At 69.3% G+C, this 26,796-nt stretch carries 27 protein-coding genes; 11 read left to right on the top strand and 16 right to left on the bottom strand.

Annotation, left to right across the window (positions count from 1 at the left end):
* Positions 1–2: 2 nt before the first annotated feature.
* From kdpB to F6W70_RS11280, 4 genes are read left to right on the top strand one after another with little or no spacing between them, the layout of a single operon-like run.
* Positions 3–2,144, top strand: coding sequence for a potassium-transporting ATPase subunit KdpB (gene kdpB / locus F6W70_RS11295; RefSeq protein ID WP_151486770.1), 2,142 nt, complete (start codon positions 3–5; stop codon positions 2,142–2,144).
* A 25-nt stretch (positions 2,145–2,169) separates the two neighbouring features.
* Entirely contained in the window at positions 2,170–2,772 is a 603-nt protein-coding gene (gene kdpC / locus F6W70_RS11290) for a potassium-transporting ATPase subunit KdpC (RefSeq protein ID WP_141388280.1), read from the top strand.
* Positions 2,769–5,327 carry an ATP-binding protein gene (locus F6W70_RS11285; RefSeq protein WP_151486769.1) on the top strand — a complete coding sequence of 853 codons (2,559 nt, stop codon included), beginning with the start codon at positions 2,769–2,771 and terminating at the stop codon, positions 5,325–5,327. Before kdpC ends, F6W70_RS11285 begins: the two co-directional genes overlap by 4 nt.
* A complete protein-coding gene (locus F6W70_RS11280; RefSeq protein WP_017831246.1) occupies positions 5,324–5,995 on the top strand; it encodes a response regulator in 672 nt (223 codons plus the stop codon). Before F6W70_RS11285 ends, F6W70_RS11280 begins: the two co-directional genes overlap by 4 nt.
* Here the strand turns inward: F6W70_RS11280 and F6W70_RS11275 are convergent.
* Together F6W70_RS11275 and F6W70_RS11270 are read right to left on the bottom strand one after the other, a co-directional pair.
* Positions 5,977–6,780, bottom strand: coding sequence for a TspO-related membrane protein (locus F6W70_RS11275; protein ID WP_055869278.1), 804 nt, complete (start codon positions 6,778–6,780; stop codon positions 5,977–5,979). The genes F6W70_RS11280 and F6W70_RS11275 overlap by 19 nt on opposite strands.
* A 94-nt stretch (positions 6,781–6,874) precedes the next feature.
* The gene (locus F6W70_RS11270) at positions 6,875–7,441 is read right to left on the bottom strand and encodes a TetR/AcrR family transcriptional regulator (RefSeq protein WP_055876367.1); all 567 of its coding nucleotides are present in this window, start codon (positions 7,439–7,441) and stop codon (positions 6,875–6,877) included.
* A gap of 96 nt (positions 7,442–7,537) precedes the next feature.
* On the opposite strand from F6W70_RS11270, the gene F6W70_RS11265 reads away from it, so the two are divergent.
* Positions 7,538–8,380, top strand: coding sequence for an alpha/beta fold hydrolase (locus tag F6W70_RS11265; RefSeq protein ID WP_151486768.1), 843 nt, complete (start codon positions 7,538–7,540; stop codon positions 8,378–8,380).
* Between the two features lie 110 nt (positions 8,381–8,490).
* Here the strand turns inward: F6W70_RS11265 and F6W70_RS11260 are convergent, their stop codons facing one another.
* The 13 genes from F6W70_RS11260 to F6W70_RS17815 form a co-directional block, all read right to left on the bottom strand.
* Complete coding sequence (locus F6W70_RS11260; RefSeq protein WP_151486767.1) at positions 8,491–9,453, bottom strand: siderophore-interacting protein; 963 nt, start codon at positions 9,451–9,453, stop codon at positions 8,491–8,493.
* Positions 9,443–10,243 (bottom strand): ABC transporter ATP-binding protein, encoded by an 801-nt coding sequence (locus tag F6W70_RS11255; RefSeq protein WP_127481648.1) that lies wholly within the window; start codon positions 10,241–10,243, stop codon positions 9,443–9,445. The genes F6W70_RS11260 and F6W70_RS11255 overlap by 11 nt, the downstream gene beginning before the upstream one ends.
* Entirely contained in the window at positions 10,240–11,322 is a 1,083-nt protein-coding gene (locus F6W70_RS11250; protein ID WP_151486766.1) for a FecCD family ABC transporter permease, read from the bottom strand. Before F6W70_RS11250 ends, F6W70_RS11255 begins: the two co-directional genes overlap by 4 nt.
* The gene (locus tag F6W70_RS11245) at positions 11,319–12,368 is read right to left on the bottom strand and encodes a FecCD family ABC transporter permease (RefSeq protein ID WP_055869273.1); all 1,050 of its coding nucleotides are present in this window, start codon (positions 12,366–12,368) and stop codon (positions 11,319–11,321) included. Before F6W70_RS11245 ends, F6W70_RS11250 begins: the two co-directional genes overlap by 4 nt.
* A 33-nt stretch (positions 12,369–12,401) precedes the next feature.
* The gene (locus F6W70_RS11240) at positions 12,402–13,427 is read right to left on the bottom strand and encodes an iron-siderophore ABC transporter substrate-binding protein (protein WP_151486765.1); all 1,026 of its coding nucleotides are present in this window, start codon (positions 13,425–13,427) and stop codon (positions 12,402–12,404) included.
* A gap of 192 nt (positions 13,428–13,619) precedes the next feature.
* The gene (locus F6W70_RS11235; RefSeq protein WP_017831237.1) at positions 13,620–13,823 is read right to left on the bottom strand and encodes a cold-shock protein; all 204 of its coding nucleotides are present in this window, start codon (positions 13,821–13,823) and stop codon (positions 13,620–13,622) included.
* A 358-nt stretch (positions 13,824–14,181) separates the two neighbouring features.
* Positions 14,182–14,679, bottom strand: a complete 498-nt coding sequence (locus tag F6W70_RS11230; RefSeq protein WP_151486764.1) for a hypothetical protein — start codon at positions 14,677–14,679, stop codon at positions 14,182–14,184.
* Positions 14,680–14,864: 185 nt separating this feature from the next.
* Positions 14,865–15,944 (bottom strand): DUF998 domain-containing protein, encoded by a 1,080-nt coding sequence (locus F6W70_RS11225; RefSeq protein ID WP_318278874.1) that lies wholly within the window; start codon positions 15,942–15,944, stop codon positions 14,865–14,867.
* A 90-nt stretch (positions 15,945–16,034) separates the two neighbouring features.
* A complete protein-coding gene (locus F6W70_RS17820; RefSeq protein WP_164743623.1) occupies positions 16,035–16,199 on the bottom strand; it encodes a hypothetical protein in 165 nt (54 codons plus the stop codon).
* Positions 16,200–16,235: 36 nt separating this feature from the next.
* Complete coding sequence (locus F6W70_RS11220; protein WP_151486762.1) at positions 16,236–17,786, bottom strand: hydantoinase/oxoprolinase N-terminal domain-containing protein; 1,551 nt, start codon at positions 17,784–17,786, stop codon at positions 16,236–16,238.
* Positions 17,786–18,934 carry an S-methyl thiohydantoin desulfurase family protein gene (locus tag F6W70_RS11215; protein WP_151486761.1) on the bottom strand — a complete coding sequence of 383 codons (1,149 nt, stop codon included), beginning with the start codon at positions 18,932–18,934 and terminating at the stop codon, positions 17,786–17,788. The genes F6W70_RS11220 and F6W70_RS11215 overlap by 1 nt, the downstream gene beginning before the upstream one ends.
* Positions 18,931–20,244 carry a cytosine permease gene (locus F6W70_RS11210; RefSeq protein ID WP_318278873.1) on the bottom strand — a complete coding sequence of 438 codons (1,314 nt, stop codon included), beginning with the start codon at positions 20,242–20,244 and terminating at the stop codon, positions 18,931–18,933. The genes F6W70_RS11215 and F6W70_RS11210 overlap by 4 nt, the downstream gene beginning before the upstream one ends.
* Positions 20,245–20,430: 186 nt before the next feature.
* Positions 20,431–21,009, bottom strand: a complete 579-nt coding sequence (locus tag F6W70_RS17815) for a TetR/AcrR family transcriptional regulator (protein WP_170287903.1) — start codon at positions 21,007–21,009, stop codon at positions 20,431–20,433.
* Positions 21,010–21,107: 98 nt separating this feature from the next.
* Here F6W70_RS17815 and F6W70_RS11200 point away from each other — a divergent pair, with 98 nt between their 5' ends.
* The 6 genes from F6W70_RS11200 to deoD all read left to right on the top strand — a co-directional run bounded on the left by F6W70_RS11200 (position 21,108) and on the right by deoD (position 25,251).
* Positions 21,108–22,145: an FUSC family protein gene (locus F6W70_RS11200; protein WP_055869266.1), complete on the top strand. Its 1,038-nt coding sequence runs from the start codon at positions 21,108–21,110 to the stop codon at positions 22,143–22,145.
* A 19-nt stretch (positions 22,146–22,164) separates the two neighbouring features.
* Positions 22,165–22,833 (top strand): DNA alkylation repair protein, encoded by a 669-nt coding sequence (locus tag F6W70_RS11195; protein WP_151486759.1) that lies wholly within the window; start codon positions 22,165–22,167, stop codon positions 22,831–22,833.
* 154 nt (positions 22,834–22,987) lie between these two features.
* The gene (locus F6W70_RS11190; RefSeq protein WP_151486758.1) at positions 22,988–23,359 is read left to right on the top strand and encodes a roadblock/LC7 domain-containing protein; all 372 of its coding nucleotides are present in this window, start codon (positions 22,988–22,990) and stop codon (positions 23,357–23,359) included.
* 95 nt (positions 23,360–23,454) lie between these two features.
* Positions 23,455–24,006 carry a hypothetical protein gene (locus F6W70_RS11185; protein WP_151486757.1) on the top strand — a complete coding sequence of 184 codons (552 nt, stop codon included), beginning with the start codon at positions 23,455–23,457 and terminating at the stop codon, positions 24,004–24,006.
* On the top strand, positions 24,003–24,521 hold the full coding sequence (locus tag F6W70_RS11180) for a roadblock/LC7 domain-containing protein (protein ID WP_055869262.1): 519 nt from the start codon (positions 24,003–24,005) through the stop codon (positions 24,519–24,521). The genes F6W70_RS11185 and F6W70_RS11180 overlap by 4 nt, the downstream gene beginning before the upstream one ends.
* A gap of 19 nt (positions 24,522–24,540) precedes the next feature.
* The gene (gene deoD, locus F6W70_RS11175; protein WP_055876340.1) at positions 24,541–25,251 is read left to right on the top strand and encodes a purine-nucleoside phosphorylase; all 711 of its coding nucleotides are present in this window, start codon (positions 24,541–24,543) and stop codon (positions 25,249–25,251) included.
* 29 nt (positions 25,252–25,280) lie between these two features.
* Here the strand turns inward: deoD and putP are convergent, their stop codons facing one another.
* Positions 25,281–26,792: a sodium/proline symporter PutP gene (gene putP / locus F6W70_RS11170; RefSeq protein ID WP_151486756.1), complete on the bottom strand. Its 1,512-nt coding sequence runs from the start codon at positions 26,790–26,792 to the stop codon at positions 25,281–25,283.
* Positions 26,793–26,796: the final 4 nt, after the last annotated feature.

The following is a 26,796-nucleotide window of genomic DNA, read 5'->3' as shown; positions in this document are numbered from 1 at the left end:
CCATGACCCTCATCACCACTCCCTCCGAACAGCAGGATGCCCCGGCATCCACCCCCGCAGAACCGCCACGCTCCTTCGGCTGGTCGCAGCTCGTGCAGGCCCTTCCCGGAGCGCTGCGCAAGCTCAACCCGGCAGCCCTGGTCCGAAACCCTGTCATGCTCCTGGTCTGGGTCGGCGCCGCCTTCACCACGGTGCTCGCGATCGCCGAGCCGTTCCTGGGCGGCCCGGCCGACTCGGGCGGCACCCCGGTTCCGGCGCCCTTCACCTGGGGCATCGCGATCTGGCTGTGGCTCACCGTGCTGTTCGCGAACGTCGCCGAATCCGTCGCCGAGGGCCGCGGAAAGGCCCAGGCCGCGAGCCTGCGCAAGACCCGCACCAGCACGATGGCCCGTCGGGTGGTCGGCTACGACAAGGCCGCAGACGCCGCGGCCGAGCGCACCGCCACCGCCCAGGTCTCGTCCGCCGAGCTGCAGCGCGACGACATCGTGATCGTCACGGCGGGCGAGCTGATCCCCGGAGACGGCGACATCGTCGCGGGTATCGCCACGGTCGACGAATCCGCCATCACGGGCGAGAGCGCCCCGGTGATCCGCGAATCCGGCGGCGACCGCAGCGCCGTGACCGGCGGCACCCGCGTGCTGTCCGACCGCATCGTGGTGCGCATCACCTCGAAGCCGGGCGAGACCTTCGTCGACCGCATGATCGCGCTCGTCGAGGGCGCGAGTCGTCAGCGCACCCCCAACGAGATCGCCCTGAACATCCTGCTCGCGAGCCTGTCGATCATCTTCGTGGTCGTGGTGCTGGCCCTGAACCCGATCGCCTCGTACGCTGCATCCCCCGTCAGCATCCCGGTGCTCATCGCCCTGCTCGTCTGCCTGATCCCGACCACCATCGGGGCGCTGCTGTCGGCGATCGGCATCGCGGGCATGGACCGCCTGGTGCAGCGCAACGTGCTCGCGATGTCGGGACGCGCGGTCGAAGCGGCAGGAGATGTCACCACGCTGCTGCTCGACAAGACCGGAACCATCACCTACGGCAACCGTCGTGCGCACGAGGTGCTGCCCCTTCCCGGCACCGATGCGGACGAGCTCCTCCGCGTCGCGGCCCTGTCCTCCCTCGCGGACCCGACCCCCGAAGGCGCCTCGATCGTCGAGCTCGCCGCGGGACAGGGCATCCAGGTGACAGCACCGGATGATGCGGTGGTCATCCCCTTCACGGCGCAGACGCGCATGTCGGGCCTCGACCTCAGCGACGGCACGCAGATCCGCAAGGGTGCCGGCTCGGCGGTGCGGGCCTGGCTCGGACTCGACGGCGACGACGTCGAGCTCACGAAGCGCACGGACTCGGTGGCCGAGAGCGGCGGCACCCCGCTCGTGGTCGCGGTGACGACACCCGGTGCCCCCGGCCGCGTGCTCGGGGTCGTGCACCTCAAGGACATCGTCAAGGACGGCCTGCGCGAGCGCTTCGAGGAGCTGCGCGCGATGGGCATCCGCACGGTCATGATCACGGGTGACAACCCGCTCACGGCGAAGGCGATCGCCGCCGAGGCCGGTGTCGACGACTTCCTCGCCGAGGCGACTCCCGAGGACAAGCTCGAGCTGATCCGCCACGAGCAGCAGGGCGGTCGGCTGGTCGCGATGACCGGCGACGGCACCAACGATGCCCCCGCTCTCGCGCAGGCCGACGTCGGTGTGGCGATGAACACCGGCACGTCGGCGGCGAAGGAGGCCGGCAACATGGTCGACCTCGACTCCGATCCGACCAAGCTGATCGACATCGTGCGCATCGGCAAGCAGCTGCTCATCACCCGAGGAGCTCTCACCACGTTCTCGCTCGCGAACGACATCGCGAAGTACTTCGCGATCATCCCCGCGATGTTCATGGGGGTCTTCCCCGGACTGGCGGCGCTCAACATCATGCAGCTGCATTCGCCGGCTTCCGCGGTGACCAGCGCGATCATCTTCAACGCGATCGTGATCGTCTTCCTGATCCCGCTCGCCCTGCGCGGAGTGAAGTACCGGCCGGCGAGCGCCTCGCAGATCCTGCAGCGCAACCTGCTGATCTACGGCCTCGGCGGCGTGATCGCCCCGTTCATCGGCATCAAGCTCATCGACCTCGTGATCAGCCTCATCCCGGGCTTCTGACCCGGCTCTGAAAAGGAATCCAGACATGTCCTCCACACGCACCGCGGCCCGCACCACCGGTGTCGCCGTCCGCGCGATGCTCGTCCTCACCCTCGTGCTCGGCGTCGGCTACACGCTGCTGGTCACCGGCATCGGCCAGCTGCTGCTCCCCTGGCAGGCGAACGGCTCCCCCCTCCCCGATGAGCGGGGCAGCTCGCTGATCGGCCAGTCCTTCACGGATGCCGACGGCGAAGCGCTCCCGCAGTACTTCCAGTCGCGTCCGTCCGCCGCGGGCGACGGCTACGACGGCGCCGGCTCCAGCGGCAGCAACCTCGGCCCGGAGAACGCCGACCTGGTGGCCTCGATCGAGGAGCGCAAGGCTGCGATCGCGGAGCGCGAGGGCGTCGACCCGTCGCAGGTACCGGCCGATGCGGTCACCGCCTCGGCCTCGGGCCTGGACCCGCACATCAGCGTGGCGTACGCGCTGCTCCAGGTGCCGCGCGTGGCCGAGGCCCGCGGACTGTCCGCACAGGAGGTGCGCGACATCGTGGAGTCTAGGATTCAAGGGCGGGATCTGGGATTCCTCGGCGCGGAACGCATCAACGTCGCCGAGCTCAATCTCGCGCTCGATGAACGGGAGGGCGAATGACCGCAGCGCCGCTTCGTCGATCTCACGGCCACTCACGCCGGGGGCGGCTCCGAGTACTCCTCGGAGCCGCCCCCGGCGTGGGCAAGACCTACGAGATGCTCGCCGAGGGGCGTCGCATGCTCGACGAGGGTCACGACGTCGTGATCGCGATCGTGGAGACGCACGAGCGCGCCGCCACGCAGGCGCAGACCGCCGGGCTCCCCGAGGTGCCGCGGCGGGTCGATCTGCACCGGGGCATCGCCCTGACCGAGCTCGATGTCGACGCCGTGCTGGAGCGGGCGCCCGAGATCGCCCTCGTGGACGAGCTGGCTCACACCAACGCCCCCGGATCGCGCAACGCGAAGCGCTGGCAGGACGTCGACGAGCTGCTGGACGCGGGCATCGACGTGATGACCACCGTCAACGTGCAGCACATCGAGTCGCTGAACGCCGTGGTCGAGAAGATCACCGGCATCGCGCAGCAGGAGACCATCCCGGACGCCGTGGTCCGCGCCGCCGACGAGATCGAGGTCGTCGACCTCGCCCCGCAGACCCTGCGCGATCGGCTCTCCGCCGGGTTCGTCTACCCGGCCGAGCGGATCGACGCCGCCCTGTCGAACTACTTCCGCCTCGGCAACCTCACCGCGCTGCGCGAGCTCGCCCTGCTCTGGCTCGCCGATGAGGTCGACAGCGCCCTGCGCAGCTACCGCGCCGAGCAGGGCATCGAGGGCACCTGGCAGGCCAGAGAACGCGTGGTCGTCGCCCTGACCGGCGGCCCCGAGGGCGAGACGCTGCTGCGCCGCGGCGCCAGGATCGCCGCGCGCTCCGCCGGCGGCGAGCTGCTCGCCGTGCACATCTCGGCACAGGACGGCCTGCGCGACGAGACTCCTGGCGCCCTCGCCGCGCAGCGCACGCTCGTGGAGTCGCTCGGCGGCACCTACCACCAGGTCGTCGGCGACGACATCCCGGCCACACTGGTCGAGTTCGCGCAGGGCGCCGATGCCACGCAACTCGTGATCGGCGTCAGCAGGCGCAGTCGGCTCACCGCCGCACTGACCGGCCCCGGCATCGGCTCGGAGGTCATCCGCCGCTCCGGCGACATCGACGTGCACATCGTCACCCACGCCGCGGCGGGTGGGCGGATGGTGCTCCCGCGCATCACCGGCGGCGCCCTGGGCTGGCGGCGGCAGCTGCTCGGCTTCGGCGTCGCCCTCCTCTTCGGGCCGATCCTCTCGTGGATCATGTTCACGTTCCGCAGCCCCGAGTCGATCACCGCCGAGGTTCTCGCGTATCAGCTGCTCGTCGTGGTCGTGGCCCTGATCGGCGGCATCCGCCCCGCGGTGTTCGCGGCGGTGCTCTCGGGCGTCACGCTCGACTTCCTCTTCGTCGCTCCGCTCTTCACGATCACGATCGCCCATCCGCTGCACGCGCTCGCCCTCTCGCTCTACGTCGTCATCGCGATCCTGGTCAGCATCATCGTCGACCAGGCCGCGCGTCGCGCCCGCACCGCCCAGCGCGCCGCGGCCGAAGCCGAACTGCTCGCCGCGGTCGCCGGCAACGTGCTCCGCGGTGACAACGCCGTGCTGGCGCTGGTCAGCCGCACCCGGGAGGCGTTCGGCCTCAGCGGCGTGCGCCTGCTCGCACCCGACGGCGAGGTGCTCGCCAGCGACGGCGAACCCCTGGCCGACGGGCGTGCCACGACCATCCCGGTCGGTGTCGTCCCCGGCGGCGGACCCCGCGCGGTGCTGGAGCTGAACGGTGAGCCCCTCGCCGGACCCGAGCGTCGTCTGCTGGACGCGATCGTCGCCCAGTTGTCGGCCGCGATCGAGCACACCGACCTTCGTGCGACTGCGAGCGAGGCCGAGGCGCTGGCCGAGACCGATCAGGTGCGCAGCGCCCTGCTGTCGGCCGTCAGCCACGATCTCCGGCGCCCGCTCGCCTCGGCGGTCGCGGCCATCGGCGGCCTTCGCGGCTCCCACGGCCTGTCGGCATCCGATCGCGGGGAGCTGCTCGCCACCGCCGACGAGAGTCTGGCGACGCTGTCGACGCTGGTGACCGATCTGCTCGACGTGAGCCGCGTGCAGGCGGGCGTGCTCGCCGTGTCCTCGTCTCGGATGGATGCCGCCGGCTGCGTGCTCGCGGCCGTGGACGAACTGGGCCTCGGTCCGTCGGACGTCGAACTGGCTCTCGACCCCGACCTGCCCCCGCTGCACGCCGACCCGGTGCTGCTCCTGCGCGTGCTGGTCAACGTGATCGCCAATGCGCACCGGCACTCCCCGGATGACACCCGGGTCATCGTGTCTACGAGCGCCCTCGGTGATCGGGCCGAGATCCGCATCATCGACCGCGGAGAAGGCGTCTCGCCTGAGCGGCGCGACCGCATCTTCCAGCCGTTCCAGCGATTCGGCGACACCGACAACACGACAGGACTCGGGCTCGGACTCGCCCTGTCGCGCGGGTTCACCGAGGGGATGGGCGGTACCCTGACACCCGAGGACACTCCTGGTGGAGGCCTCACCATGGTCATTTCCCTGCCGCTGGCTGCAGGACCCCGCGACACGGAGGGCACGGAGTGAAGCTCCTCATCGCCGACGACGACCCGCAGATGGTTCGAGCCCTGAGGATCACCCTGGCCGCGCACGGATACGAGGTGGTGGTGGCCCCCGACGGCGCCGCCGCGATCGCCGCCGCCGCGCAGACCCACCCCGACCTCATCATGCTCGACCTGGGCATGCCCCGGCTCGACGGCATCGAGGTGATCCAGGCGCTGCGCGGGTGGACCAACGTGCCGATCATCGTGGTGTCCGGCCGCACGGGCTCGGCCGACAAGGTGGAGGCGCTCGACGCCGGAGCCGACGACTTCGTGACCAAGCCGTTCCAGGTCGACGAGCTGCTCGCACGTCTGCGCGCGCTCTCCCGTCGCTCGATCCCGGCCAGTGGCGAATCGACCGTGGCATTCGGCGACGTGGTGGTCGACCTCGCGACCAAGACCGTGACCCGCGGCGGCGCGCGCGTGCACCTGACCCCGACCGAGTGGCGGATGCTCGAGCACCTGTCCCGGCATCCGGGGGCTCTGGTCACCCGCCAGGATCTGTTGAAGGAGATCTGGGGCAGCGAGCAGGTCTCCGACTCGGGCTACCTGCGCCTGTACATGTCGCAGCTGCGCAAGAAGCTCGAACAGGCGCCCGGTGCTCCCGTGCACCTGCTCACCGAAGCCGGGATGGGCTACCGACTGGTGCTCTGAGCCGCGGAACTCCTCCGACGGATCGCGGCGACAACGGCGACGAGCACCAGCACGACGGCCACGACGATCGCAGCGACGGCGGTCGGGGTGCTCGCAGGCTCTCCCGTGAGCCTGCCCACGGCGAGCCAGGACAGACCCCAGGCCGTCGCGAGGGCCGGAGCGATGCGTCCGGTGATCCATGCCGCGGCTGCGCCGATCACCAGGACAACGGCCAGCACGGCGATCGCCCAGGCATCCGCCGCCTGCGCCCAGCTCTCGGGAGCGATCTGCGTGAGCCAGGCAGCCGTGTTCGCGACGGTCGCGATCGTGACCCAGCCGAAGTGCAGACCGTTCGCGCCGTCGGTGAGGATGCGATCGGCGAGGTTGCGTGCCGGGAAGCGTCCGAGCACCACGATCACCCGGGCGAGCACGGCCAGCAGCAGCGCGATCACGATGACCGTGAGCCACAGCGTGAGGTACTGCGCCGTCACCAGCCACAAGCCGTTCAGCACCATCGATGCGGCGATCCATCCGCCCACGGCCTGCTGGCGAGGATCCTGCCGCTGCGCCGGGAACGCCTGCCACACCGTGTAGGCGATCAAGCCGAGGTAGATGAGCGACCAGATCGAGAAGGCCGGTCCCGCCGGGGCGAGATACGACCCCTGCGCCGAGAGCGCGCCGTCCTGCAGGTCGTCGACGGATGTTCCACCGAAAGCTCCCGCCCCGATGGTGGCCGCGATCAGCATGAACGTCGCCGCGGAGATGATCAGCGTCTGGCGACCGATGCCCTTCGTGCGTGATTCCATGCGTCGAACGATACGGGGACCGCGAGCGGAGCGCATCGGGGTTGACACCCGATCCCCGTTTCGCTAACCAGGTGAGGCAAATGCGCCTCTCGGATCAGGAGCGAGCGAACGCCGCGTCGATCAGGACTTCGGCGGCACCCCGAGCCTGCACGGCGACGGCCGGATCGGCGGAGATCGCGGCCGTGCTCTGCGCACCCTCGGCGAGGATCGACAGCTGTGGGGCGAGCGCCGCGGGAGCGCCCGTCTCGGCGACCAGGTCTGCCATGTACTGCTGGAACGACGCCTTGTGTGCGCGCACGATCTCGGCGACCTCGGGATTCGTGCCGCCGAGCTCGCCGAATGCGTTGATGAAGGCGCAGCCGCGGAAGTCGTCGGCGCAGAACCAGTTCTCGAGGTATCCGTAGACGGCGAGCAGCCGCGCACGAGGATCGTCACCGGCCCCCGCCACCGCCTCCGACAGCCCCGACTCCCACTGGGCGTGCTTGCGCTCGAGGACCGCCGCGACGATGTCGGTCTTCGCGGGGAAGAGCGAGTAGAGGCGACGCAACGAGACCCCGGCGAACTGACGCAGCTCGTCCATGCCCACGGCCGCGTACCCCTTGCGGTAGTAGAGCTCTTCGGCGGCGGTGAGGATGCGCTCGCGGGCCTCGTCTTCGGTCATGACCAGAAGTCTACTTGACACGAGAACGAACGTTCTCTACATTGGAGACATCGAGCGAGAACGATCGTTCTCACCGGGATCGAAAGGATCAGGATCATGGGTTACATCACCGTCGGCAACGAGAACAGCACCCCGATCGAGCTCTACTACGAAGACCAGGGATCGGGCCAGCCCGTCGTCCTGATCCACGGCTATCCGCTCGACGGCCACAGCTGGGAGCGCCAGACCCGCGAGCTGCTCGCACAGGGCTATCGCGTCATCACCTACGACCGCCGTGGGTTCGGCGGATCGTCGAAGGTCAACACCGGCTACGACTACGACACCTTCGCCGCCGACCTCCACACGGTGCTGGAGACACTCGACCTGCGCGACGTCGTTCTCGTCGGCTTCTCGATGGGAACGGGAGAGCTCGCCCGCTACGTCGCCCGCTACGGCCACGAGCGCGTGGCGAAGCTCGCCTTCCTCGCCTCGCTCGAACCGTTCCTCGTGCAGCGCGACGACAACCCCGAGGGTGTTCCGCAGGAGGTCTTCGACGGCATCGAGGCTGCCGCCAAGGGCGACCGCTTCGCGTGGTTCACCGACTTCTACAAGAACTTCTACAACCTCGACGAGAACCTCGGATCGCGCATCAGCGAGCAGGCCGTCACCGGCAGCTGGAACGTGGCCATCGGCAGTGCCCCCGTGGCCGCCTACGCGGTCGTGCCGGCATGGATCGAGGACTTCCGCTCCGACGTGGAGGCGGTGCGCACCGCCGGCAAGCCCACGCTGATCCTGCACGGCACGAAGGACAACATCCTCCCGATCGACGCGACCGCCCGCCGGTTCCACCAGGCGGTGCCGGAGGCCGACTACGTCGAGGTCGAGGGCGCTCCGCACGGTCTGCTGTGGACCCACGCCGACGAGGTCAACTCCGCACTGAAGACCTTCCTCGCGAAGTAGGTCCTCCGCGCCGCATCCGCCCCCGTCGCCCTTCCGGTCGCTCGAGATCCTCCACAGCGACGGAGAGTGCGACGGGGGCGATGTGCGATCGGGCCGACGCCGGTAGCGCCTCAGCCGCGCATGGCGACACCGCGACGCCAGTAGCCCATGAAGGCCACCTGACCACGATCGATACCCAGGTCCTTGACCAGGTGGCGACGGAGAGTGGTGACCACGCCGCTCTCCCCCGCGATCCAGAAGTAGCGTTCAGCCGGGGCGTCGGCCGCGGCGATCTCCTCGCCGAGCCCGGAGTACTCCGGCGTCTCCCACAGCAGATCCTCGCCGTCGATGTCCTTTACCCGGATCTCGTCCGCGGCGTCGGCGTCACCCAGGTAGCCGAGCACGGCGGGGATCAGGCGCAGACCGTGCGGCTCACCGGCATCGCGCGGCAGCCAGTGCACCTCGACGCCGGTCGGCACGTCGATGCGCAGGATGTCGGCGGGCGACGGCACCTCGATGAAGGCGACGCCGCGCAGGCCCCGAGGTGCGTCCTCCAGAATGCGGGCGATCGCCGGAGCGGCCGTCTCGTCCCCCGCGAGCACGACCGATGCGGCGGTGCCGGGGGCGAACTCGGCGCCACCGTGCGCGCCGACATCGACGCCGCGACGCGGTCCGACCAGGTACAGCTCCTGCCCGACCGCGGCCTGGCTCGCCCACAGCGACGCGGGTCCGGTCAGGCCCGGCTCGAGGTGCAGCACGAAATCGACGTCGACCTCGGTCCCGGTCTCGTCGTCGACGCGCAGCTCGCGCACGGAGTAGGTGCGCATCGATCCGCGCTCCTCCTCCGGCACCGCGAGGAAGGTCTGCCACCAGTTGTCCGATGCCCGGTCGAGGTCGGGAAGAACACCGGTCGCGGGCGGGAAGACCAGCTTGATGCGACTGTCGAACACTTCACCCGGCGTGCCGAACTCGCTCAGCTCGTCGCCACCGAAGGTCACCCGCACGAACGAGGGCGAGACGCGCACGACGGCCCGCACCTCGGCGCGGGTGAGGATATAGGTTGGACGGTCGGTCGTGGTCGTCTCAGCGGACATGGTGCCTCCCGATGGGTGTGACCATCGGCTTGCCGGAGACCGGATCGATGGTGATCTGATTGGCGAGGCCGAAGACCTCTTCGACGAGTTCGGCGGTGACGATGTCCTTCGGGGCCCCCGCCGCGTGCACCCGACCGTCCTTCATGGCCACCAGCTCGTCCGCATAGCGGGCGGCGAGGTTGAGGTCGTGGAGGACCATCACGATGGTCGTGCCGCGCGAGACGCTCAGATCGGTGAGCAGATCGAGCACCTCGACCTGGTGGGCGACGTCGAGGAACGTCGTCGGCTCGTCCAGCAGCAGGATGTCGGTCTCCTGCGCGAGCGCCATCGCGATCCACACGCGCTGGCGCTGACCGCCAGAGAGCTCATCGACGCTGCGGTCGGCGAGGTCGGAGATGCCGGTCGCGTCGAGGGCATCCGCCACCACCTCGTAGTCGTGCGTGCTCCACCGCGCGAGCATCTTCTGATGCGGGTGCCTTCCGCGGCCGACCAGGTCGGCGACGGCGATGCCCTCCGGCGCGACGGGCGACTGCGGCAGCAGACCGAGGATGCGCGCGACCTCCTTGGTGGGGCGGGTGTGCACCGAGGTGCCGTCGAGCACGATCTGGCCTTCGCTCGGAGACAGCAGGCGGGCGAGCGCGCGCAGCAGCGTCGACTTGCCGCATCCGTTCGCGCCCACGATGGTGGTGATGCGACCGGGCGCGATCTGCAGGTCGAGGCCGTCGATGATGGTGCGGTCGCCGTAGGCGAGCGTCACCCCCTCGGCCGACAGGCTGTGCGAGACGGTCATAGCGAACCCCCGGAGCGGTTGGTGCGGATGAGCAGGTAGATCAGATAGGGCGCGCCGACCACGCCGGTGATGACGCCGACGGGGTAGCGGGTGCCGAAGGCGAACTGTCCGATCAGGTCGCCGCCGAGCACGAGCGCGGCGCCGACGAAGGCCGACGGCAGGAGCAGATTCGCCCCCGGACCCGTGATGCGCGCCGCGATGGGTCCGGCCATGAACGCGACGAAGGCGATGGGACCGGTGGCCGCGGTCGCGAAAGCGAGGAGCGCGACCGCACCGAGGATGAGCAGCAGGCGCGTGGCGTTGACCCGGATGCCGAGGCCCGCCGCCGAGTCGTCTCCGAGCTGGAGGGCTCCGAGCGAACGCCCCTGCGACAGCATCAGCGGCACGATGACCACCGCGGCGATCGCCATCGGGAGCACGCGCTCCCACGATGCGTTGTTGAGGCTTCCGGTCAACCACTGCATCGCGGTCTGGATGTCCCAGTTCGCCGCCCTCGACAGCATGTACGAGATGATGCTCTGCAGCATCGCCGCGACCCCGATCCCGATCAGGATGAGTCGGGTGCCGGCGAAGCCGCCCTTGATCGAGAGCAGATAGATCACCAGGGCCGTGGCGACGGCGCCGCCCAGGGCGAGCAGCGACACGACAGGACCGTTGACCGAGAGCACGATGATGCCGAACACGGCCGCGGCACCGGCACCGTTCGAGATGCCGATGATGTCGGGAGACGCGAGCGGATTGCGCAGCATCGTCTGGAAGCAGACACCCGCCATGCCGAAGGCGATCCCGGTGAGGACGGCGAGCACCGCTCGCGGCAGCCGCAGGTCGCCGACGGTGAACGAAGCACCGGGCACGGTCTCACCGAGGATCACGCGGATCACCTCGTCGGGCGTGTAGAACGTGTTTCCCACCATGAGAGCGACCGCGAAGAGGGCGAGCACCAGGACGCCGAGGACGATCGTGGCGACCGCGTGCCGACGGTGACGCGAGCGACGGCCCGCGACGATCCTGGCGATCCGGGCAGATGCCGGCTCGTCGACCCGGTCGAGGGTGTGCACGGCGTGTTCGGTCGACCTCACAGCTCACGCACCTTCTGCCGACGGACGATCCAGATGAAGAACGGCGCTCCGATGATGGCGGTGATGATCCCGACCTGGATCTCCTCCGACGACGGGGCGATCACGCGACCCACGATGTCACTCGCGGTCAGCAGCGCGGCACCGGCGATGGCCGAGAACGGGAGCAGCCAACGGTGATCGGTGCCCACGAGCATGCGGCACACGTGCGGGATGATCAATCCGACGAAGCCGATGGGCCCCGCGATCGCGGTGGCGGCTCCCGCGAGGATCACCGCACCCAGCGCCGAGATCAGGCGCGTTCGGAAGACGTTCTCGCCGAGCCCCTTGGCCATCTCGTCGCCGAGCGCGAGGGAGTTCATCCCCCGGGAGCAGAGGAAGCAGATGAGGGCGCCGACGGCGAGGACGGGCGCCGTGAGGGCGATGCGCGGCCACTCCGCCCCGCCGACGCCGCCGATCTGCCAGGACTGGAACGTCTGCAGCAGATCGACGCGAGGGAGCATGACGGCGCTGATGAGCGAGGCGAAGGCGGCCGAGGTGGCGGCACCCGCGAGTGCGAGCTTGAGGGGCGTCGCTCCCCCGCGTCCGAGCGATCCGACCGTGTAGACGAAGACAGCGGCGATCCCGGCTCCCGCGATCGCGAAGGCCATCTGTCCGTAGGGATCGGCGAGGCCGAAGAAGGCGATGCCGCACACGACGGCCAGCGAGGCGCCGTTCGAGACGCCGAGGATGCCGGGGTCGGCGATGGGGTTCCGCGTCACGGCCTGCATGGTCGCTCCGGATAGGGCGAGTGCCGCGCCGACGAGGAGCGCGAGGACCGTGCGGGGGATGCGCTTGACGATCGCGGCCTCGGCGATCGTGTCGGTGCGGCCGGTGAGGGCCGCCGCGATGTCGTCGAAGGAGACCGCCCGCACGCCGAACGAGATGGACAGGATGCTGAGGACGACGAGCACCACGATCCCGACGAGGAGCCAGATGGTTCTCACCAGCACCGGGCGCCGCAGGTCTGCGGCGCCCGGTGCCGGTGCGATGACGGTTGCTGAGGTCACTGAGCATTCACTCCGCTGCGGCGGATCGAACGACTACGGCGCGAGCGGTGCAGCCAGGAGCGCGAGGTAGTCGCTGAGGCCCCACGGGATGGACAGCGGCGACGGGTTCGCCGATGCCGCGATGGGGGTGGCGTCCGGAAGGACGGCGATGCGCCCCTCGGCGATGGCCGGGATCTTCGACAGCAGCGGGTCGGCCTGCAGCAAGGGGATGATCGTCTCATCGCCGTACGTGATGAACAGGTCGACGTCATCGAACTTCTGCGCCTCTTCGGCGCTGACCGTCAGGTAGAACTGGTCGCTGTCCTTGTTCTCCTCGACGATCGAGGGGAACGGCAGTCCGAGGCCGTGGAGGTAACCGGGGCGGGTGTCGACCGCCGTGTAATAACCGACCTGACTGAGGTCGGTCGGGTCGATGTAGGAGAAGAGGACCTTCTTGTCCTTCAGCACGCTGTTGGCCTCCAGCGCCTTCTGCGCGTCGGCGTCCAGCTGCTCGATCAGAGCCTTGCCCTCCTTCTCGAGGCCGAGGGCCTTGGAGTCCATCTCGATCATGTCGTTGACCGAGGTGCCCCAGGCGACCGTCGGGTACGCGATGACCGGAGCGATCTTGGAGAGGGTGTCGTACTCCTCCTGCGTGAGGCCGGAGTAAGCGGCGAGGATCACGTCGGGCTCGGTGTCGGCGACGGCTTCGTAGTCGATGCCGTCGGTCTCGTCGAACAGCACCGGCGTCTCGGCGCCCAGCTCATCGAGCTTCTCCTCGACCCAGGGCAGCACGCCGTTGTCGTCGTCGTCACCCCACGACGCCTTGCTCATGCCGACCGGAACGATGCCCAGGGCCAGCGGCACCTCGTGGTTCGCCCACGCGACGGTAGCGACGCGCTCGGGCTTCTCGGTGATCGTTGTCTCGCCGTAGACGTGCTCGACGGTGACGGGGAAGGCGTCGTCGGATGCGGGGTTGCCGCCGGTGGTCGAGGTCGACTCGGGCGCGGAGGACGCACAGGCGGAGAGGCCGATGGCGAGCGCGGCGGCCGCGCCGATGGCGAGGATTCGAGAGGTGCGCACAGGCGTTCCCTTCGGGTTCGGGGTGAGGGGGCGGCGCAGATGAAGCGCCCAGCCTTTGGTAAGCCTGGCCTAATCTAACACGGAGGTTAGGTGAACCTCACCCCGGATCTTCCCGAGGTTCCGACGACGGAGGCACGAAAAAACCGGCCGGATCCGTGAGGATCCGACCGGTTTCAGGAAGTCAGCGCGCGCTCAGAGAGCGCGGATGTTCGCCGCCTGCATGCCCTTGGGGCCACGCTCAGCGTCGAATTCGACCTTCTGGTTCTCGCGGAGCTCCTTGAAACCGGAGCCGGCGATAGCCGAGTAGTGGGCGAAGAGGTCGTCCGAGCCGTCATCGGGAGCGATGAAGCCGAAGCCCTTTTCCGCGTTGAACCATTTCACAGTGCCAGTGGCCATGTGTTTCTACTTTCTGTTGATCTAGCCGCTGTTTTACACGGCTTGTGCATCGCACCGGAAGAACCGGAGGATACGAGTGAGCCTCCCTCCGAACGGAAGGGGCGAAGTTTTCAGGGGATCCGTGCCGAACCAATCGGCGCAGAATTCGGATCCAGATGTCGGGCCACACACGTCGCAGCAAGCGTTCGCGGGCCGGTGATGAATGACGCCTCCGGGAAGAGGCACGTTGCCTACCGTACCACGCCATCCCCGCGAGCGCGCCCCCGACTTTCCGACGAGGTCCCGCGAGGCTCAGGACAGCACGGAAAAGGCGCGGGTGGCCCGCGACGTCTCAGAGGGAAGTTGTGTCGACGGCGCGTCAGCGTGAGTCGCGTTTGGCTTGTCGGCGCGCTCCCTGCGCTCGTGTGGACGCGTCCCTCTTCACGCCGCCGGTCGTCTGCTGGTGTTCCCGCATGCGGCCGGCTGCCGCCCCTCCGTCATCGCTGGGCGCGTCGCCACCAGGTCCGCTCCATTTCCCCGCCCGCGCGCGCGCCAGTCGCTCGTCCTTGAGCGCCTCGGCTGCGTCGTGGGCGGCCCGAGCGAGTTCCGTGCTGATGATCGACAGAGCTTCTTCGAACACATATGCACGGCCACGCGCCTTATCGGAGCCGGCGGCAGCAGCACCTCTGCCGCCCGCCTGGCCGACTCGCTCAGCAGCACCGCGACGGTAGTTCGTCGTGTGCTTGTTGCGCGCCCGCCGGACTCGCTTGTGCAGGTCGAGCAGGCCATCCTCGTCGAGTTCAGCGAGCCGCTGCGGCTCCAGCTCACGGATGAGGTCGCGTTCCTTGTCCTTCAGAACCCACAGATACTGGTCCATTTCCCTCGTTCTCCTTTGACTGGCGTTTCTGCCTTCGAGTGGTGGAAGTGAGTATCCATCGTGGGAGCCTCTGCCGCCAGGGGGAGTTTCGCAACCTCCACCGATGTGCGGACTGTCTCCGGCGCGAAGAGGCACAACAGCTCGGCGACAGTCCGCTCTGAGCCCCCGGGCATCGGGCGGATGCCCTATCTTTCCGATGGCCCGCCCGAAGGATGCCGGGCGCGCCTCAGCGACGGGCGCGCCGAGGGCCGAGACCCCTCAGGTGCGACGATCGCGAGCACGCGGACGAGCGTCGCCATCCACAGCAGTCCGAGCCCCACGACGATCGCCTCGACCGCTGTGGCCGAGTACAGGCCGAGCGGAATCCACAGCACGAGCGCGACCACGAGGAGCAGCCCGACGCCGACCGAGGTGACCAGGAGCGCACGAGGGTGTCCGGGAATCGAGGTCACGGTGGTCGCGGCCGCCACGGCGAACAGCACGAGCGTCGCGAAGGCGGCGATGTCATGCGGGATCGGCACCCGGTTCAGCGGCAGCAGCCCGACCGCGGCGAGCGCGACGCCGGTCGCCGCCCACAGCGCGACGACGACGGCGATGCGGGAGAGGACCCCGTCGCCGCGCAGACGGTGCAGGTCGCGCCCGATGTACGAACCGACGGTCGCAACGAGCAGACCTGCCACGACGAGGGTGCCGTTGAACGCCCACGACCCGGAGCCCAGCTGCGAGAAATTCTGCTCCCACCAGCGCGGGTCGTCCGCGGTCACCATGGCGAACAGCGTGCCGATCACGAGGAAGCCGAACAGCAGCGCGGCGAGGTCGGCTGTGCGCAGGCCGACACCGGCTCCGAACGCGAAGCGCCCACCGACAGCCGAGACCACCCCCGTCAGGAGCCCTCCGCCGAGCGCCGCGAGCTGCAGCCCTTGGAGACCGGCAGCCAACACCTCGGAGGCGAGCAGCACTCCCATCATCGTGACGGCGCCGAACGCCACGGTGAGGGCGCCCGTCGAGAGGTCGGAGATCACCGCCTGCCAGCGCGGCATCGACCTCGTCTCACCGCGGCGGTGCATCAGCGTGCTCGCGAGGAAGGCGGCGGAGGCGATCACGCCCGCGATGACGGCGGCCGGCATCGCGAGTGCGCCCTCCCCCGTGAGCGGGCGCGCGTCACCGGCCAGGATGAGCACGGCGACCGCCGTGCCGACCCCGAAGCAGATGACGGTCGCCCAGACCGCCCTCGTCTCGCCGCGCAGCTTCGCGTCCTGCTCCATGTGCCCCATGCAAGCACGCACCTATGACGGGCGGTAGCCCCGCTCACCGCATCCGGCGGTTCGCCGCTTCCCGAGGAGCGGAGGAGTTCCTCAGGCGTGCTGCAGGGCCTTGGGGGTGAAGTAGGTGACTTCCCCCGTCTCCTCCTCGATGCCGAAGATGAACTGCCCCGACGGTGTGGCGCGGACGTCGATGATCTTTCCCCGTGAACGAGGAGTGACGACGTCGTCACCCGGCTTGAACGTGCTCTTCGTCATGCCGCGATCGTACAACGCGCGCCGGCGCTGCTCGTCTCAGGCCGCCAGGCGACCGACCGCTCTGGCACGGATGAGCACGGCTGTACCGTCGGAGTAGGCCACCGGCAGCTCCTCCACCGCGACGACCTCGATCGTCGCCGGGTCCGCGCCCGCGAGCCGCGCGCGCTCGGTCGCCTCGGCGGCGGCATCTGCGCGCGAGGCCCGTTGGTCGGACGGGTCGACCCGGTAGATCTTCTCGACCTGCCCGGCGACCTCGCCGAGGGCCGCGCCCACTGCGTTCGCCGCGCCGAAATGGTCGGGGCGGATCAGTTCGGCGACCCCGTCGAGCTCGGTCGGAGCGATGATGCCGCCACCCCCGACCAGGATGACCGGGACCGGTGCGGCGTTCGGCTTCATCCGGTCGATCGAGTCCTCGAGGATCTCGCGCATCGCACTCCAGGCCGCGGCGCCGACCGTCTCAGGAACCGCGGGAGCCTCGAGACCGTCGATCCCGGCCCCGCCGATCGCGAGGGCGATGTCGGTGGCCGTGAGGGTGCTTCCTCCGAAAGCCAGGCCCTCCTGAGGAAGCCGATAGCCGACGCTGTCGGGGCCGACCGTCGTGCCCGCCTCGGTCTCGCGGATGATCGTGCCACCGCCGAGTCCGACCGACAGCACGTCGGGCATGCGGAAGTTGGTGCGGATGCCGCCGATCTCGACCGCGTGGGCCGACTGGCGCGGGAACCCGTCGACGAGCACGCCGATGTCGGTCGTGGTGCCGCCGATGTCGACCACCAGGGCATCCGTCGCCCCGGAGAGATGCGCGGCGCCACGGATGGAGTTCGTGGGCCCGCACCCGATCGTCAGCACCGGGAACTCGAGCGCGTACTCGAGCTGCATGAGAGTGCCGTCGTTCTGGCCGAAGTAGGGCGTGGCGGGGATGCCGCGCTCGCGCAGGGCCGCCACGAAGCCTGCGGCCATCTGCCGGAGCGTCTGCATCAGCGCCGCGTTCAACACGGTCGCGTTCTCGCGCTCGAGCAGGCCGAGCGAGCCGATGCGCGCCGACCGCGACACGGGAACACCCAGCTCCTCCGCGACGATGGCGGCGACCCGCTCCTCCTGGCTCTCGTCGATCGGGGCGAACACCCCCACGACGGCGACCGCGTCGACCTCGCCGCGCATCCGTGCACAGGCCTCGCGCACGGCATCCTCATCGATCGGCGAGAGCACACGGCCGTCGACCTCGAAACCGCCGGCCAGCAGCTGCGCGTGCTCACCGATCGCCGCACGCAGATCGTCCGGCCACCCCTCCAGCGGAGGGACGGCGGTGGTGGCCGGTGCACCGAGTCGGAGGATGCCGACGCGGCCGAGCCCGCGGCGCTCGACGATCGCGTTGGTGCAGTGGGTGGTGCCGAGCATGGCGTGCCCGATCAGGGCGGCGTCGACGCCGGAAGCCGCGAGCACCGCGTCGATCGCCGCGGCCACGCCGTCGCCGGTGTCGGCCGTGGTGGGCCGCTTGACCGAAGCGACGACGTCGAGCCGCTCGTCGAGGATGACGGCGTCGGTGTTCGTGCCGCCGACGTCGATGCCGATGCGATACCTGCCGGCCATCACGCGGCCTCCTCATCCGTCGTGCGCGCACCGGAGCGCTGCGCGATGTCTTCGACCGGAACCCACTCCACGTCGTACCCGAAGTGGGCGGGTCCGGCGGTCTCCAGGCCGATGGGCGTGCGCCACTTGTCGTGGCAGGGGATCGCGATCACCGCGACCCGCGCGCCGTACCGGAGGGACTCGGTCGTGATCGGCATGCCCGTCGCCAGGTCGAGCACGGCGATCAGATCGGGGGTCACGGCCGCGAGCACGCCGTCGCGGCGTCCGAGCAGCATCTCGTTCTGGAAATCGAGCCGGAACGCACTCCCCCGGTCCACGCCGACACCGACCAGCTCGGCCGCGCCGCGCGTGAATCCACCATCCACGGCGCGCTGCAGATCGGCGACCTTGCCGTCGAACAGCCGCACGGCGTCGAGGTCGGCGCACAGGGCGTCGATGCGCTCATCATCGCGAAGCTCGCGTCCGGCGGCGTCCCTCCCCCGCAGGATGCGCCCGATGCGCTGAGCGAGTCCGAGGGTGCCGGGGATCGCGCACTCGCGCACGACGTCGCCGCCGTACGCGTAGTCGATCATGGTCGCCCCTCCGCCCATCTCGACGGTGACCGCCCGCGCGATGCGCTCCGACCATCCGCCGTCGACCGGGCGGCTCACCACCTCATTGCCGTGATGGTCGACCAGCACGGTCGTGCCGGGTCCGTAGCCGGCCAGGTGGAAGGTGACCATCTGCGCCTCGGGGAACGCCCGACCCATCGCATCGCCGTCGACCACCGGGAGGCCAGCGAGGGCCGCGGCCGCGATCGGGATCATCGAATTGCCGCCGCCGACCTCGATCGGCATCACCGCTGTCGCTTTGCGACCCACGGCGCGCTCGATAGCGTGCAGGGCCGCGAGCAGCTCGGACTCGGCCTGGATGCGCTCCACACTCACGGAGGGGGCGCCGATCCCTCCGATCGGGATGACGAAGTCGTCATCCCTCAGGTCGTCGACGGCGATCAGCGGGACCGGCCCGTGCAGGCGGATGAGTCGCTTGGCGATCAGGGAGCCGACATGCGGGTCGCCGCCTCCTCCGGTGCCGAGCACGGCGGCACCGAGGGCGATCTCGTCGATGTCGGCTTCCGTGATCACAGGCGTCGTGACGACAGCGCTCATGCGCTCACCTCATCCGTGACGGGGGCCGACACCGGCGTCACGCGACGACGCAGCGGCAGCAGCACGAGATACGCGACGAAGCCCACGAGGAGGCCGTCGAGAGCGGAGATCGAGGTGAGCGTGAACCAGCCAAAGCCGGGGCCATCCGCCGGATTCGTCGTCGCGACGGCGACGAAGATCCCGACCACCCAGGCCGCGATGGACCAGCCGTCGACCAGCGGCACGGTGGCGCCGTGCGCCCAGCGCGCCGTCTTTCGACCCGTGAAGAACGACGCCAGGTACACGCCGCCGTAGGGGGCGATGATCGTGCCGATGACGAGGATGAACTGTACGAAGTAGTCGGCAGCACCGATCACCCCGACGATGATGCCGATGGCGCCGAGCACGATCGTGACGGTGCGACGGCTCAGCCGCTCGCTGATCGACGCGAACGAGAGTCCGGCCGAGTAGAGGTTGGTCGTGTTCGTGGTCCACTGCGCGAGGATCAGCACGATCACGGCGACACCGCCGAGGCCGAGCGCGAAGAAGATCGCCATCAGCTCGGTGCCGTCCATGATGCGGGCGAGCAGGATCGCGACGACCAGGATGATCGAGTTGCCGAAGAAGAACCCCACGAAACCGGCGATCATGGCCTGCTTCGGGGTCTTCGCCCACCGCGCCATGTCGGGGGCGAGCACGACCCCGAGGATGAAGATACCCATGACGAGCGACACCGCACCGCCGAAGGTGAAGGTCGCCTCGACCGGGGCCTGGAGGCCCGCCGCACCGTTCACCGTGAAGGCGACGATGACGCCGACGACCAGCAGCAGAAGCAGCAGCGGCACCGCGAGGGTGCTGAGACGGTTGATGGAGCGGTAGCCCCAGAACGCGGTGATCGCCATGAGCACGCCGCCGATCGCGGTGAACACCTGCACCGGCACGTCGATGCCGGTGAACTCAGCGAACGCGATCTGCGCGTTCGCGCCGAAGAATCCGGCCTGCACGGCGTACCAGCCGACCAGACTCACGGCGATCGCCAGGGCGAGGATCGCGCCGCCGATGCGGCCGAACACGGCGCGGGAGATCATGGCGGTGGAGAGCCCGGTGGCGGCGCCGACGTAGGCGCAGGCCATCGCGAGCAGTCCGAGCAGCAGAGATCCGAGCATCGTCGCGCCGATCGCCGGCCAGAAGGCCATGCCGGAAGCGAGAGAGACGCCGAGGAACGCCCCGGAGAGGTCGATGCCGATCGCGATCCACACGGTGGCGATCGACAGCCAGCTCTTGCGCTGGTCCTGCGGCACGACGCCGTGCTCATAGTCGGTGGTGGTCATCATCTTTTCCTTGAGAAGTGGCCCTGCGAGTCGTCGGCGGGGATTCGGGTTCCCGGAATGCGGACGACTCGCAGGGCGGGTCGGGGGCGGCCTGTCTGTGCGGCCGGGTCGTGCGATGCCGGGTCGGAGTTCGTGGCTCCGTGCCGGCGAGGGGTGATGGTGTCCGCCGCATCGGTGCGGCGGGATTCATCGGGACAGGATCGTGGAGAGGTGTCGCCAGGCTTGATCGAAGCGCTCGCGGTAGATCTCGGGCGTGTAGTGGGTGAGCTGGAGGAAGAGGCCGTCCATGACCACGAACACCAGAGCCGTGAAGCCGTCGGCGTCACCGGCGGTGAAGGTGCCTGCCGCGACACCGTCTTCATAGGTCTGGCGCACGGCGGCCGCGAGGGTCGACTCCGAATCGAGGAAGATCTGTCGCAGCTGCTCGCCACCGGGACCGTACTCGGTGACAGCGGCCCTGAGGCTGAACTCCGCGAGGTCGGGTCGGTCGCGGTAGTACGCCTCGATGCCCCCGAGGATGTGGTGCAGGCGCGCGAGCGGCTCCAACTCGGAGCTGTTCCTGAGGAGCTCGTCGAAGAACGCGGTGTGATCGACCGAGACCCCGGCGTACACCTCGGCGTACAGCGCCTCCTTGCTGGGGAAGTGCGCGTAGAGGGAGGGCGTCTTGATCCCGACGGCCTCGGCGATCTCGCGCAGGCTCGTCTCGGCGTACCCCTGACGCGCGAAGATCGTGCGGGCCTCCGCGAGGATCGTTGCTCTGGTCATCATCTACCTAACGACTATTAGTTAGGCAGAGCGTAACCCCGCATCTCCCTGCGACGCAAGAGCCACGGGCACAGGACGTCACGACTACCGTGGAGGGCATGCGCATCCCCGCCGCGATCCGCGCCTCCCAGCGCTCCCCGCTGCTGCAGGTCGTGAAGTCGGCCGCGGCGACGATCGCCGCGTGGCTGATCGCCGGATGGGTGTTCCCCGCGCAGCTGCCGGTCTTCGCCGCGATCGCCGCGCTGCTGGTGGTGCAGCCCAGCGTGAACCAGTCGCTGTCGAAGGCGCTCGAGCGCAGCATCGGAGTGATCGCCGGTGTCGTGATCGCCGTCGGACTGGGACTGCTGTTCGGCTCGCCGAGCTGGATCGTGCTGCTGGCGATCGTCGTGGCGATGCTGGTGGCGTGGATCTTCCGAGCCTCGCCGGGCACGGGCAACCAGGTGGCGATCTCGGCGATGCTGGTGCTGGCGCTGGGGTCGTCGAGTCCCGAGTACGCGTTCGCACGCATCGTGGAGACGCTGATCGGGGTCGCGATCGGCATCGTGGTGAACGCCCTGATCGTGCCTCCGGTTCTGGTGGCACCGGCTCGCCGAGATGTGGGACTGCTCGGCCGCGAGCTCGCCGCCAGCCTCGACCGCCTGGCCGACGCGCTGCCCGAGCCGCAGACGCCTGCGAGGCTGCAGGAGCTGATGCTGGAGGTGCGGCTGCTACGGCCGATGAAGGAGGCCGCAGAGGCATCGATCGCCGCCGGGGAGGAGTCGCTCACCCTGAACCCGCGCCGCTCGACCCACCGAGCCGATCTGAGGGAGATGCGTGCGCTGCTCGACCGGCTCTCCCCTATCGTGACCCAGACGATCGGCATGACCCGCGCCTACTTCGACCACTACGACGATGAGATCGGTGAGGAACCCGCCGTCGCCGCGATCGCCGAGCAGCTGCGGCGAGCCGGGCACGATGTGCGCTTGGCGGTGCAGATCGCCGATGCCTCGCCGGAGCCCGACACCATGACCTCGGCGATCCCCGCGCTCACCGCTCCCCTCGTGATCCGTCCGCCCTCGTCACAGCACTGGATCCTGATCGGCTCGCTCATGGAAGATCTGCGCCGGATCAGGGGAGAGCTGCTCGACGAGGACTGACCCCGCTTACCCTGGAGGCATGTCCGACATGACCGTCGCGGAAGCCCTCGGGGAACTCGCCGCTCTGGAAGACCCGAAGATGCGCTCCGCCAACGAGAAGCGCGGCGACGACCACGGCATCAACCTCAGCCGGATGCGCGCACTGGCGAAGCGGATCAAGACCGACCAGCCCCTCGCGCAGGAGCTGTGGGCCACCGGCGAGACGCCCGCGCGACTGCTGGCTCTGCTGATCTGCCGCCCGCGCGACTTCACCGCCGACGAGCTCGACGCCATGCTGCGCGAGACGCGCCCGCCCAAGGTCAACGACTGGTTCGTCAACTACGTCGCCAAGAAGACGCCGCTCGCCGAGGAGCTGCGGCTGCGCTGGTTCGACGACGCCGACCCGACCGTGGCCGCCGCGGCCTGGTCTCTCACGACCGTGCGCGTGACGAAAGACTCCGACGGTCTGGACCTGCCGCACCTGCTCGACCTGATCGAGCGGGACATGAAGGATGCGCCCGCACGGCTGCAGTGGGCGATGAACGAGACCCTCGCCACCATCGGCATCTTCCATCCGGAGCACCGCGCACGAGCGCTGGAGATCGGCGAGCGCCTGCAGGTACTCGCCGACTACCCGACCGCACCCGGGTGCACCTCGCCGTTCGCGCCGCTCTGGATCGGCGAGATCGTCCGGCGCCGCGAGGGCTGAGCGCCGGAGGGAAGAGCCTCGGACCTGGCGTGTCCGCAACGTGTCGCCTCGCACAGTCGGTAACGTTATACACTTTATCCACTCGCATGTGCACTGGGGGCGATCGCAAGGTGCGGTCGCCGGTACCTGCGAGCGGAACTGGGGACGCATCATCATGGCTACGCAAGATCAACTGAACGCACTCATCGCCGACATCGCGAGCGACATCAACGGCTTCATCGGCGCATCCGTCGTCGACGTCGAGTCGGGCCTGCCGCTCGCTTCGCACTCGGTCCGACCGGACTTCGACCTCGACGTCGCCAGTGCGTACAACAGCGAGATGGTCAAGAACAAGCGGAAGACGATCGACGCTCTCCGCCTCGAGGCCACCCTCGAAGACATGCTGCTGACGCTCGACACCCAGCTGCACCTGATCAAGATGATCGAGGGCGATACCTTCATCTACCTCGCAGCCGACTGCCAGGCGACGAACCTCGCCCTCCTCCGCTCCGCCGTGAACCGCCACGTGGCGGCCTTGAACGCTTGAGCGGCGGGGCCGTCGGAGCCGACAGCCCCGGGAGCGAGTCGTGGGTGCGCGCAGCCCTGTCGGATCTACCGACGAGGCGCGCGCGCTGGCGACGCGTGAGCCTGCCGACGCGCTTGCGGCTCGTCTTCGCCGGGCCGGTCGGCGCCGGCAAGACCACAGCGGTGCGCGCACTGAGCGACGTCGCCCCCGTGGACACCGACGTTCCCATCTCGGCGGGCTCCGCGGAGTACGGCGACGCAGGAAAGAAGACCACCACGGTCGGACTCGACTACGGAGCCTGGAAGCCCACGGACGAGATCTCGGTGGCCCTCATCGGGTTCCCCGGACAGGACCGCTTCGCCCACGCACGGCAGAGCTCCTCCTCGTCCGACACGCGCATCCTGCTGTGGTTGCGCGCCGACAGCGAGAGCATCGCCGACGACGCCGACGACTGGCTGCCGCGCTTCGCCGGCGACCACCATCGGCTGGCGATCGCCGTGACCCGTTGCACCGACGACGCGATCGACACCGTGCGCGCCGCGCTCACCGAGAGCCTGGAGCGATACGGCATACCGCCCACGCGTGTTCTCGCGACGGACGCCCGCGACCGCGAGAGCGTCATGCGGGCGGCCTGCGCGGCACTGGACCTCCCGGAAGAGGAGTCATGAACGCCTCCACTCGAGCGGATGGCCCCGCTCCGACGACAGAACCGGCATCGGCGCAGGACGCCGTGCTCATGCATCCGGACCTCGCCGCGAACTGGGCGCTCTGGTCCGGCGTGGTGAGCCAGGCGGCGCTCACCCGGCTGCGTCACCTCGAGGAGCGATTCCCCGAGCTGACGACGGCGGTCCTCTCGACCGCCGACGGCCTGCACATCGCGTCGGTCGGCACCCTCGGGGAGACCGGCGACCGCCTGGCCGCCATGAACGGCTCGCTGTTCGCCGTCGCCAGGGCCGAGGCCGAGATCATCTCGCAGGGAACGGAACCGAGCCTTTCCGCCGTGGTCTCGGTGTCGATCGGGCAGAGTCAGCTGTCGCTGCTCAGCTTCATCCTCGCCCCCTACGGCCAGCTGCTCCTGTCGGTGTCGGCGAAGGGGGTGCAGGTGGGGACCGTCATCGTGCAGGCCCGTTCGGCCGCCTACGAGCTCATCACCGCGCTCGGGCTCGCGGGTGCACCGGGATGAGGCTGACTACGCTGAGGCCATGAGCACCCACATCGCCGCAGAACCCGGTCAGATCGCCCCCATCGTCCTGTTCCCCGGCGACCCGCTGCGGGCGAAGTGGATCGCCGAGACCTTCCTCGACGATGCCGAGCTGTACTCCCAGACGCGGGGCATGCTGGGCTTCACAGGTACCTGGGAGGGGCACCGCGTCTCGGTGCAGGGCTCCGGCATGGGACAGCCGTCGATGGCGATCTACGCGAACGAGCTGTTCGACGCCTATGGGGTGCAGACGATCGTTCGCGTCGGCTCGTGCGGCGCACTGACCGAGAAGGTGAAGATCCGCGACATCATCATCGCGAACGGCGCCAGCACGGACTCCGGCATCAACCGGGTGCGCTTCCATGGCCTCGACTTCGCACCCGTCGCCGACTTCTCGCTGCTGCGCGCCGCGGTCGAGGCGAGTGAGACCGAGCCCCTGGAATCGGCCGTGCACGTGGGTCAGCTGTTCTCGAGCGACCAGTTCTACAGCACCCGCCCCGAGCTCACGGAGCCGTTCGTGCAGCACGGCATCCTGGGCGTCGAGATGGAGGCCGCCGGCCTCTACACGCTCGCGGCGTACTACGGCAGGCGGGCTCTCGCGATCTGCACGGTCAGCGACCACATCGTCACCGGCGAGGAGACCACCGCGCAGGAGCGCGAGCAGACCTTCGGCGACATGATCCGCATCGCCCTGCGCGCCGCGACCGCGTAGCTCGGCGGGCCGCCGCCCCCGCACGGAAGCTACGGGGTGTCGCCGACGGCCTGCGGGCGGGGCAGCGCCAGCATGACGCCGGTGTCGGTGAACTCCTGCTGGATCTCATCGTCGTGCCGGTAGGTGACCAGGCTCACACCGACCGCCGCGATCAGGGCGAACACGAAGGCGGGAAGCAGTTCGTAGAGCCCGGTGTCGAGCGCCTTCCAGATGAACACCGTCGCGGCACCGACGAACATGCCTGCCAGCGCACCCCAGTTGGTGAGCTTGCGCCAGTAGAGGCTGAGCAGGATGACGGGCCCGAATGCGGCGCCGAATCCCGCCCACGCGAACGACACGAGTCCGAGGATCGTGTCGTTCGGCGTGATCGCCAGCACCGCCGCGATGATCGCGACGCCGAGGACCCCGAGTCGCCCCATCAGCATGAGGGTCTTCTGCGAGGGCGGCGTGCGCCGGAACACGCCGTACAGGTCTTCGACGAGCGCCGAGGAGCAGACGATCAGCTGGCTGGAGATCGTGCTCATGATCGCGGCGAGCACGGCCGCGAGCACCAGGCCGGCGACGAACGGATGCAGCAGCGTCTGCGACATGAGAAGCACGACGGTCTCGGGGTTGGCGAGGTCGATGCCCGTCTTGGCGATGTAGGCGAGGCCCACGAGACCCGACAGCACAGCGCCCCCGAGGGAGACGACCATCCAGGAGATGCCGATGCGTCGGGCGCTCTTCGCCTCCTGCGGCGAGCGCAGAGCCATGAACCTCACGATGATGTGCGGCTGTCCGAAGTACCCGAGGCCCCAGGCGAGGGAGGAGACGATGGCGAGGACGGTGCCGCCGGTGAGGGCCGTCCCTGGGAGCATCGAGAGGTGGTCCGGCGCGACCTCGTTGATCAGCGCGCCCGTCTCGGCCAATCCACCGATGGCGACGATCGCCGCCACGGGGATCACGATCAGCGCGATCACCATCATGAGTCCCTGCACGACGTCGGTCAGCGACGCTCCGAGGAACCCGCCGAAGAGCGTGTACGCGAGGGTGACACCTGTCACCAGCAGCATGCCGGTGAGATAGTCGCCGTTGAACGAGCTCTCGAAGAAGACGCCACCGGCCACCATGCCCGAGGAGATGTAGAGGGTGAAGAACACGAGGATGACGACGCCGGACACCACGCGGAGCAGTCGCGTCGTGTCGCGGAGCCGATTCTCGAAGAAGCTCGGCACCGTGATGGAGTTGCGCGACACCTGCGTGTATGCGCGAAGACGGGGCGCGACGAGCAGCCAGTTCAGGTAGGCGCCGATCGTGAGGCCGATCGCGATCCACGCCTCGATGAGACCGGAGACGTAGATCGCCCCCGGGAGACCCATCACGAGCCAGCCCGACATGTCGGAGGCGCCGGCACTGAGCGCGGCCACCCACGGCGGGAGGTTCCGACCGCCGAGCATGTAGTCCTCGTGATCGCCGGTTCGCCGGAAGGCGATCCAGCCGATGAGCAGCATCCCCGCGAAGTACAGTGCGAGTGCTGCGAACGTGAAGATCTGGTCGGGCATCGTC

The organism is Microbacterium maritypicum, assembly GCF_008868125.1.
In the GTDB taxonomy this organism is placed as follows: Bacteria; Actinomycetota; Actinomycetes; order Actinomycetales; family Microbacteriaceae; genus Microbacterium; species Microbacterium maritypicum.
Note: the sequence above shows the minus strand (reverse complement) of the source record. Positions and strands in the feature narration are given on the sequence as shown.

Coding starts and splice junctions, on each gene's coding strand:
- F6W70_RS11190 (WP_151486758.1), top strand. CDS start 22,988: ATGGCTACGCAAGATCAACTGAACGCACTCATCGCCGACATCGCGAGC.
- F6W70_RS11200 (WP_055869266.1), top strand. CDS start 21,108: ATGCGCATCCCCGCCGCGATCCGCGCCTCCCAGCGCTCCCCGCTGCTG.
- F6W70_RS11230 (WP_151486764.1), bottom strand. CDS start 14,679: ATGGACCAGTATCTGTGGGTTCTGAAGGACAAGGAACGCGACCTCATC.
- F6W70_RS11225 (WP_318278874.1), bottom strand. CDS start 15,944: ATGGAGCAGGACGCGAAGCTGCGCGGCGAGACGAGGGCGGTCTGGGCG.
- F6W70_RS11285 (WP_151486769.1), top strand. CDS start 2,769: ATGACCGCAGCGCCGCTTCGTCGATCTCACGGCCACTCACGCCGGGGG.
- putP (WP_151486756.1), bottom strand. CDS start 26,792: ATGCCCGACCAGATCTTCACGTTCGCAGCACTCGCACTGTACTTCGCG.
- F6W70_RS11265 (WP_151486768.1), top strand. CDS start 7,538: ATGGGTTACATCACCGTCGGCAACGAGAACAGCACCCCGATCGAGCTC.
- F6W70_RS11255 (WP_127481648.1), bottom strand. CDS start 10,243: ATGACCGTCTCGCACAGCCTGTCGGCCGAGGGGGTGACGCTCGCCTAC.
- F6W70_RS11195 (WP_151486759.1), top strand. CDS start 22,165: ATGTCCGACATGACCGTCGCGGAAGCCCTCGGGGAACTCGCCGCTCTG.
- F6W70_RS17820 (WP_164743623.1), bottom strand. CDS start 16,199: ATGACGAAGAGCACGTTCAAGCCGGGTGACGACGTCGTCACTCCTCGT.
- kdpB (WP_151486770.1), top strand. CDS start 3: ATGACCCTCATCACCACTCCCTCCGAACAGCAGGATGCCCCGGCATCC.
- F6W70_RS11215 (WP_151486761.1), bottom strand. CDS start 18,934: ATGAGCGCTGTCGTCACGACGCCTGTGATCACGGAAGCCGACATCGAC.
- kdpC (WP_141388280.1), top strand. CDS start 2,170: ATGTCCTCCACACGCACCGCGGCCCGCACCACCGGTGTCGCCGTCCGC.
- F6W70_RS11270 (WP_055876367.1), bottom strand. CDS start 7,441: ATGACCGAAGACGAGGCCCGCGAGCGCATCCTCACCGCCGCCGAAGAG.
- F6W70_RS11260 (WP_151486767.1), bottom strand. CDS start 9,453: ATGTCCGCTGAGACGACCACGACCGACCGTCCAACCTATATCCTCACC.
- F6W70_RS11235 (WP_017831237.1), bottom strand. CDS start 13,823: ATGGCCACTGGCACTGTGAAATGGTTCAACGCGGAAAAGGGCTTCGGC.
- F6W70_RS11210 (WP_318278873.1), bottom strand. CDS start 20,244: ATGACCACCACCGACTATGAGCACGGCGTCGTGCCGCAGGACCAGCGC.
- F6W70_RS11180 (WP_055869262.1), top strand. CDS start 24,003: ATGAACGCCTCCACTCGAGCGGATGGCCCCGCTCCGACGACAGAACCG.
- F6W70_RS11275 (WP_055869278.1), bottom strand. CDS start 6,780: ATGGAATCACGCACGAAGGGCATCGGTCGCCAGACGCTGATCATCTCC.
- F6W70_RS17815 (WP_170287903.1), bottom strand. CDS start 21,009: ATGACCAGAGCAACGATCCTCGCGGAGGCCCGCACGATCTTCGCGCGT.
- deoD (WP_055876340.1), top strand. CDS start 24,541: ATGAGCACCCACATCGCCGCAGAACCCGGTCAGATCGCCCCCATCGTC.
- F6W70_RS11220 (WP_151486762.1), bottom strand. CDS start 17,786: ATGGCCGGCAGGTATCGCATCGGCATCGACGTCGGCGGCACGAACACC.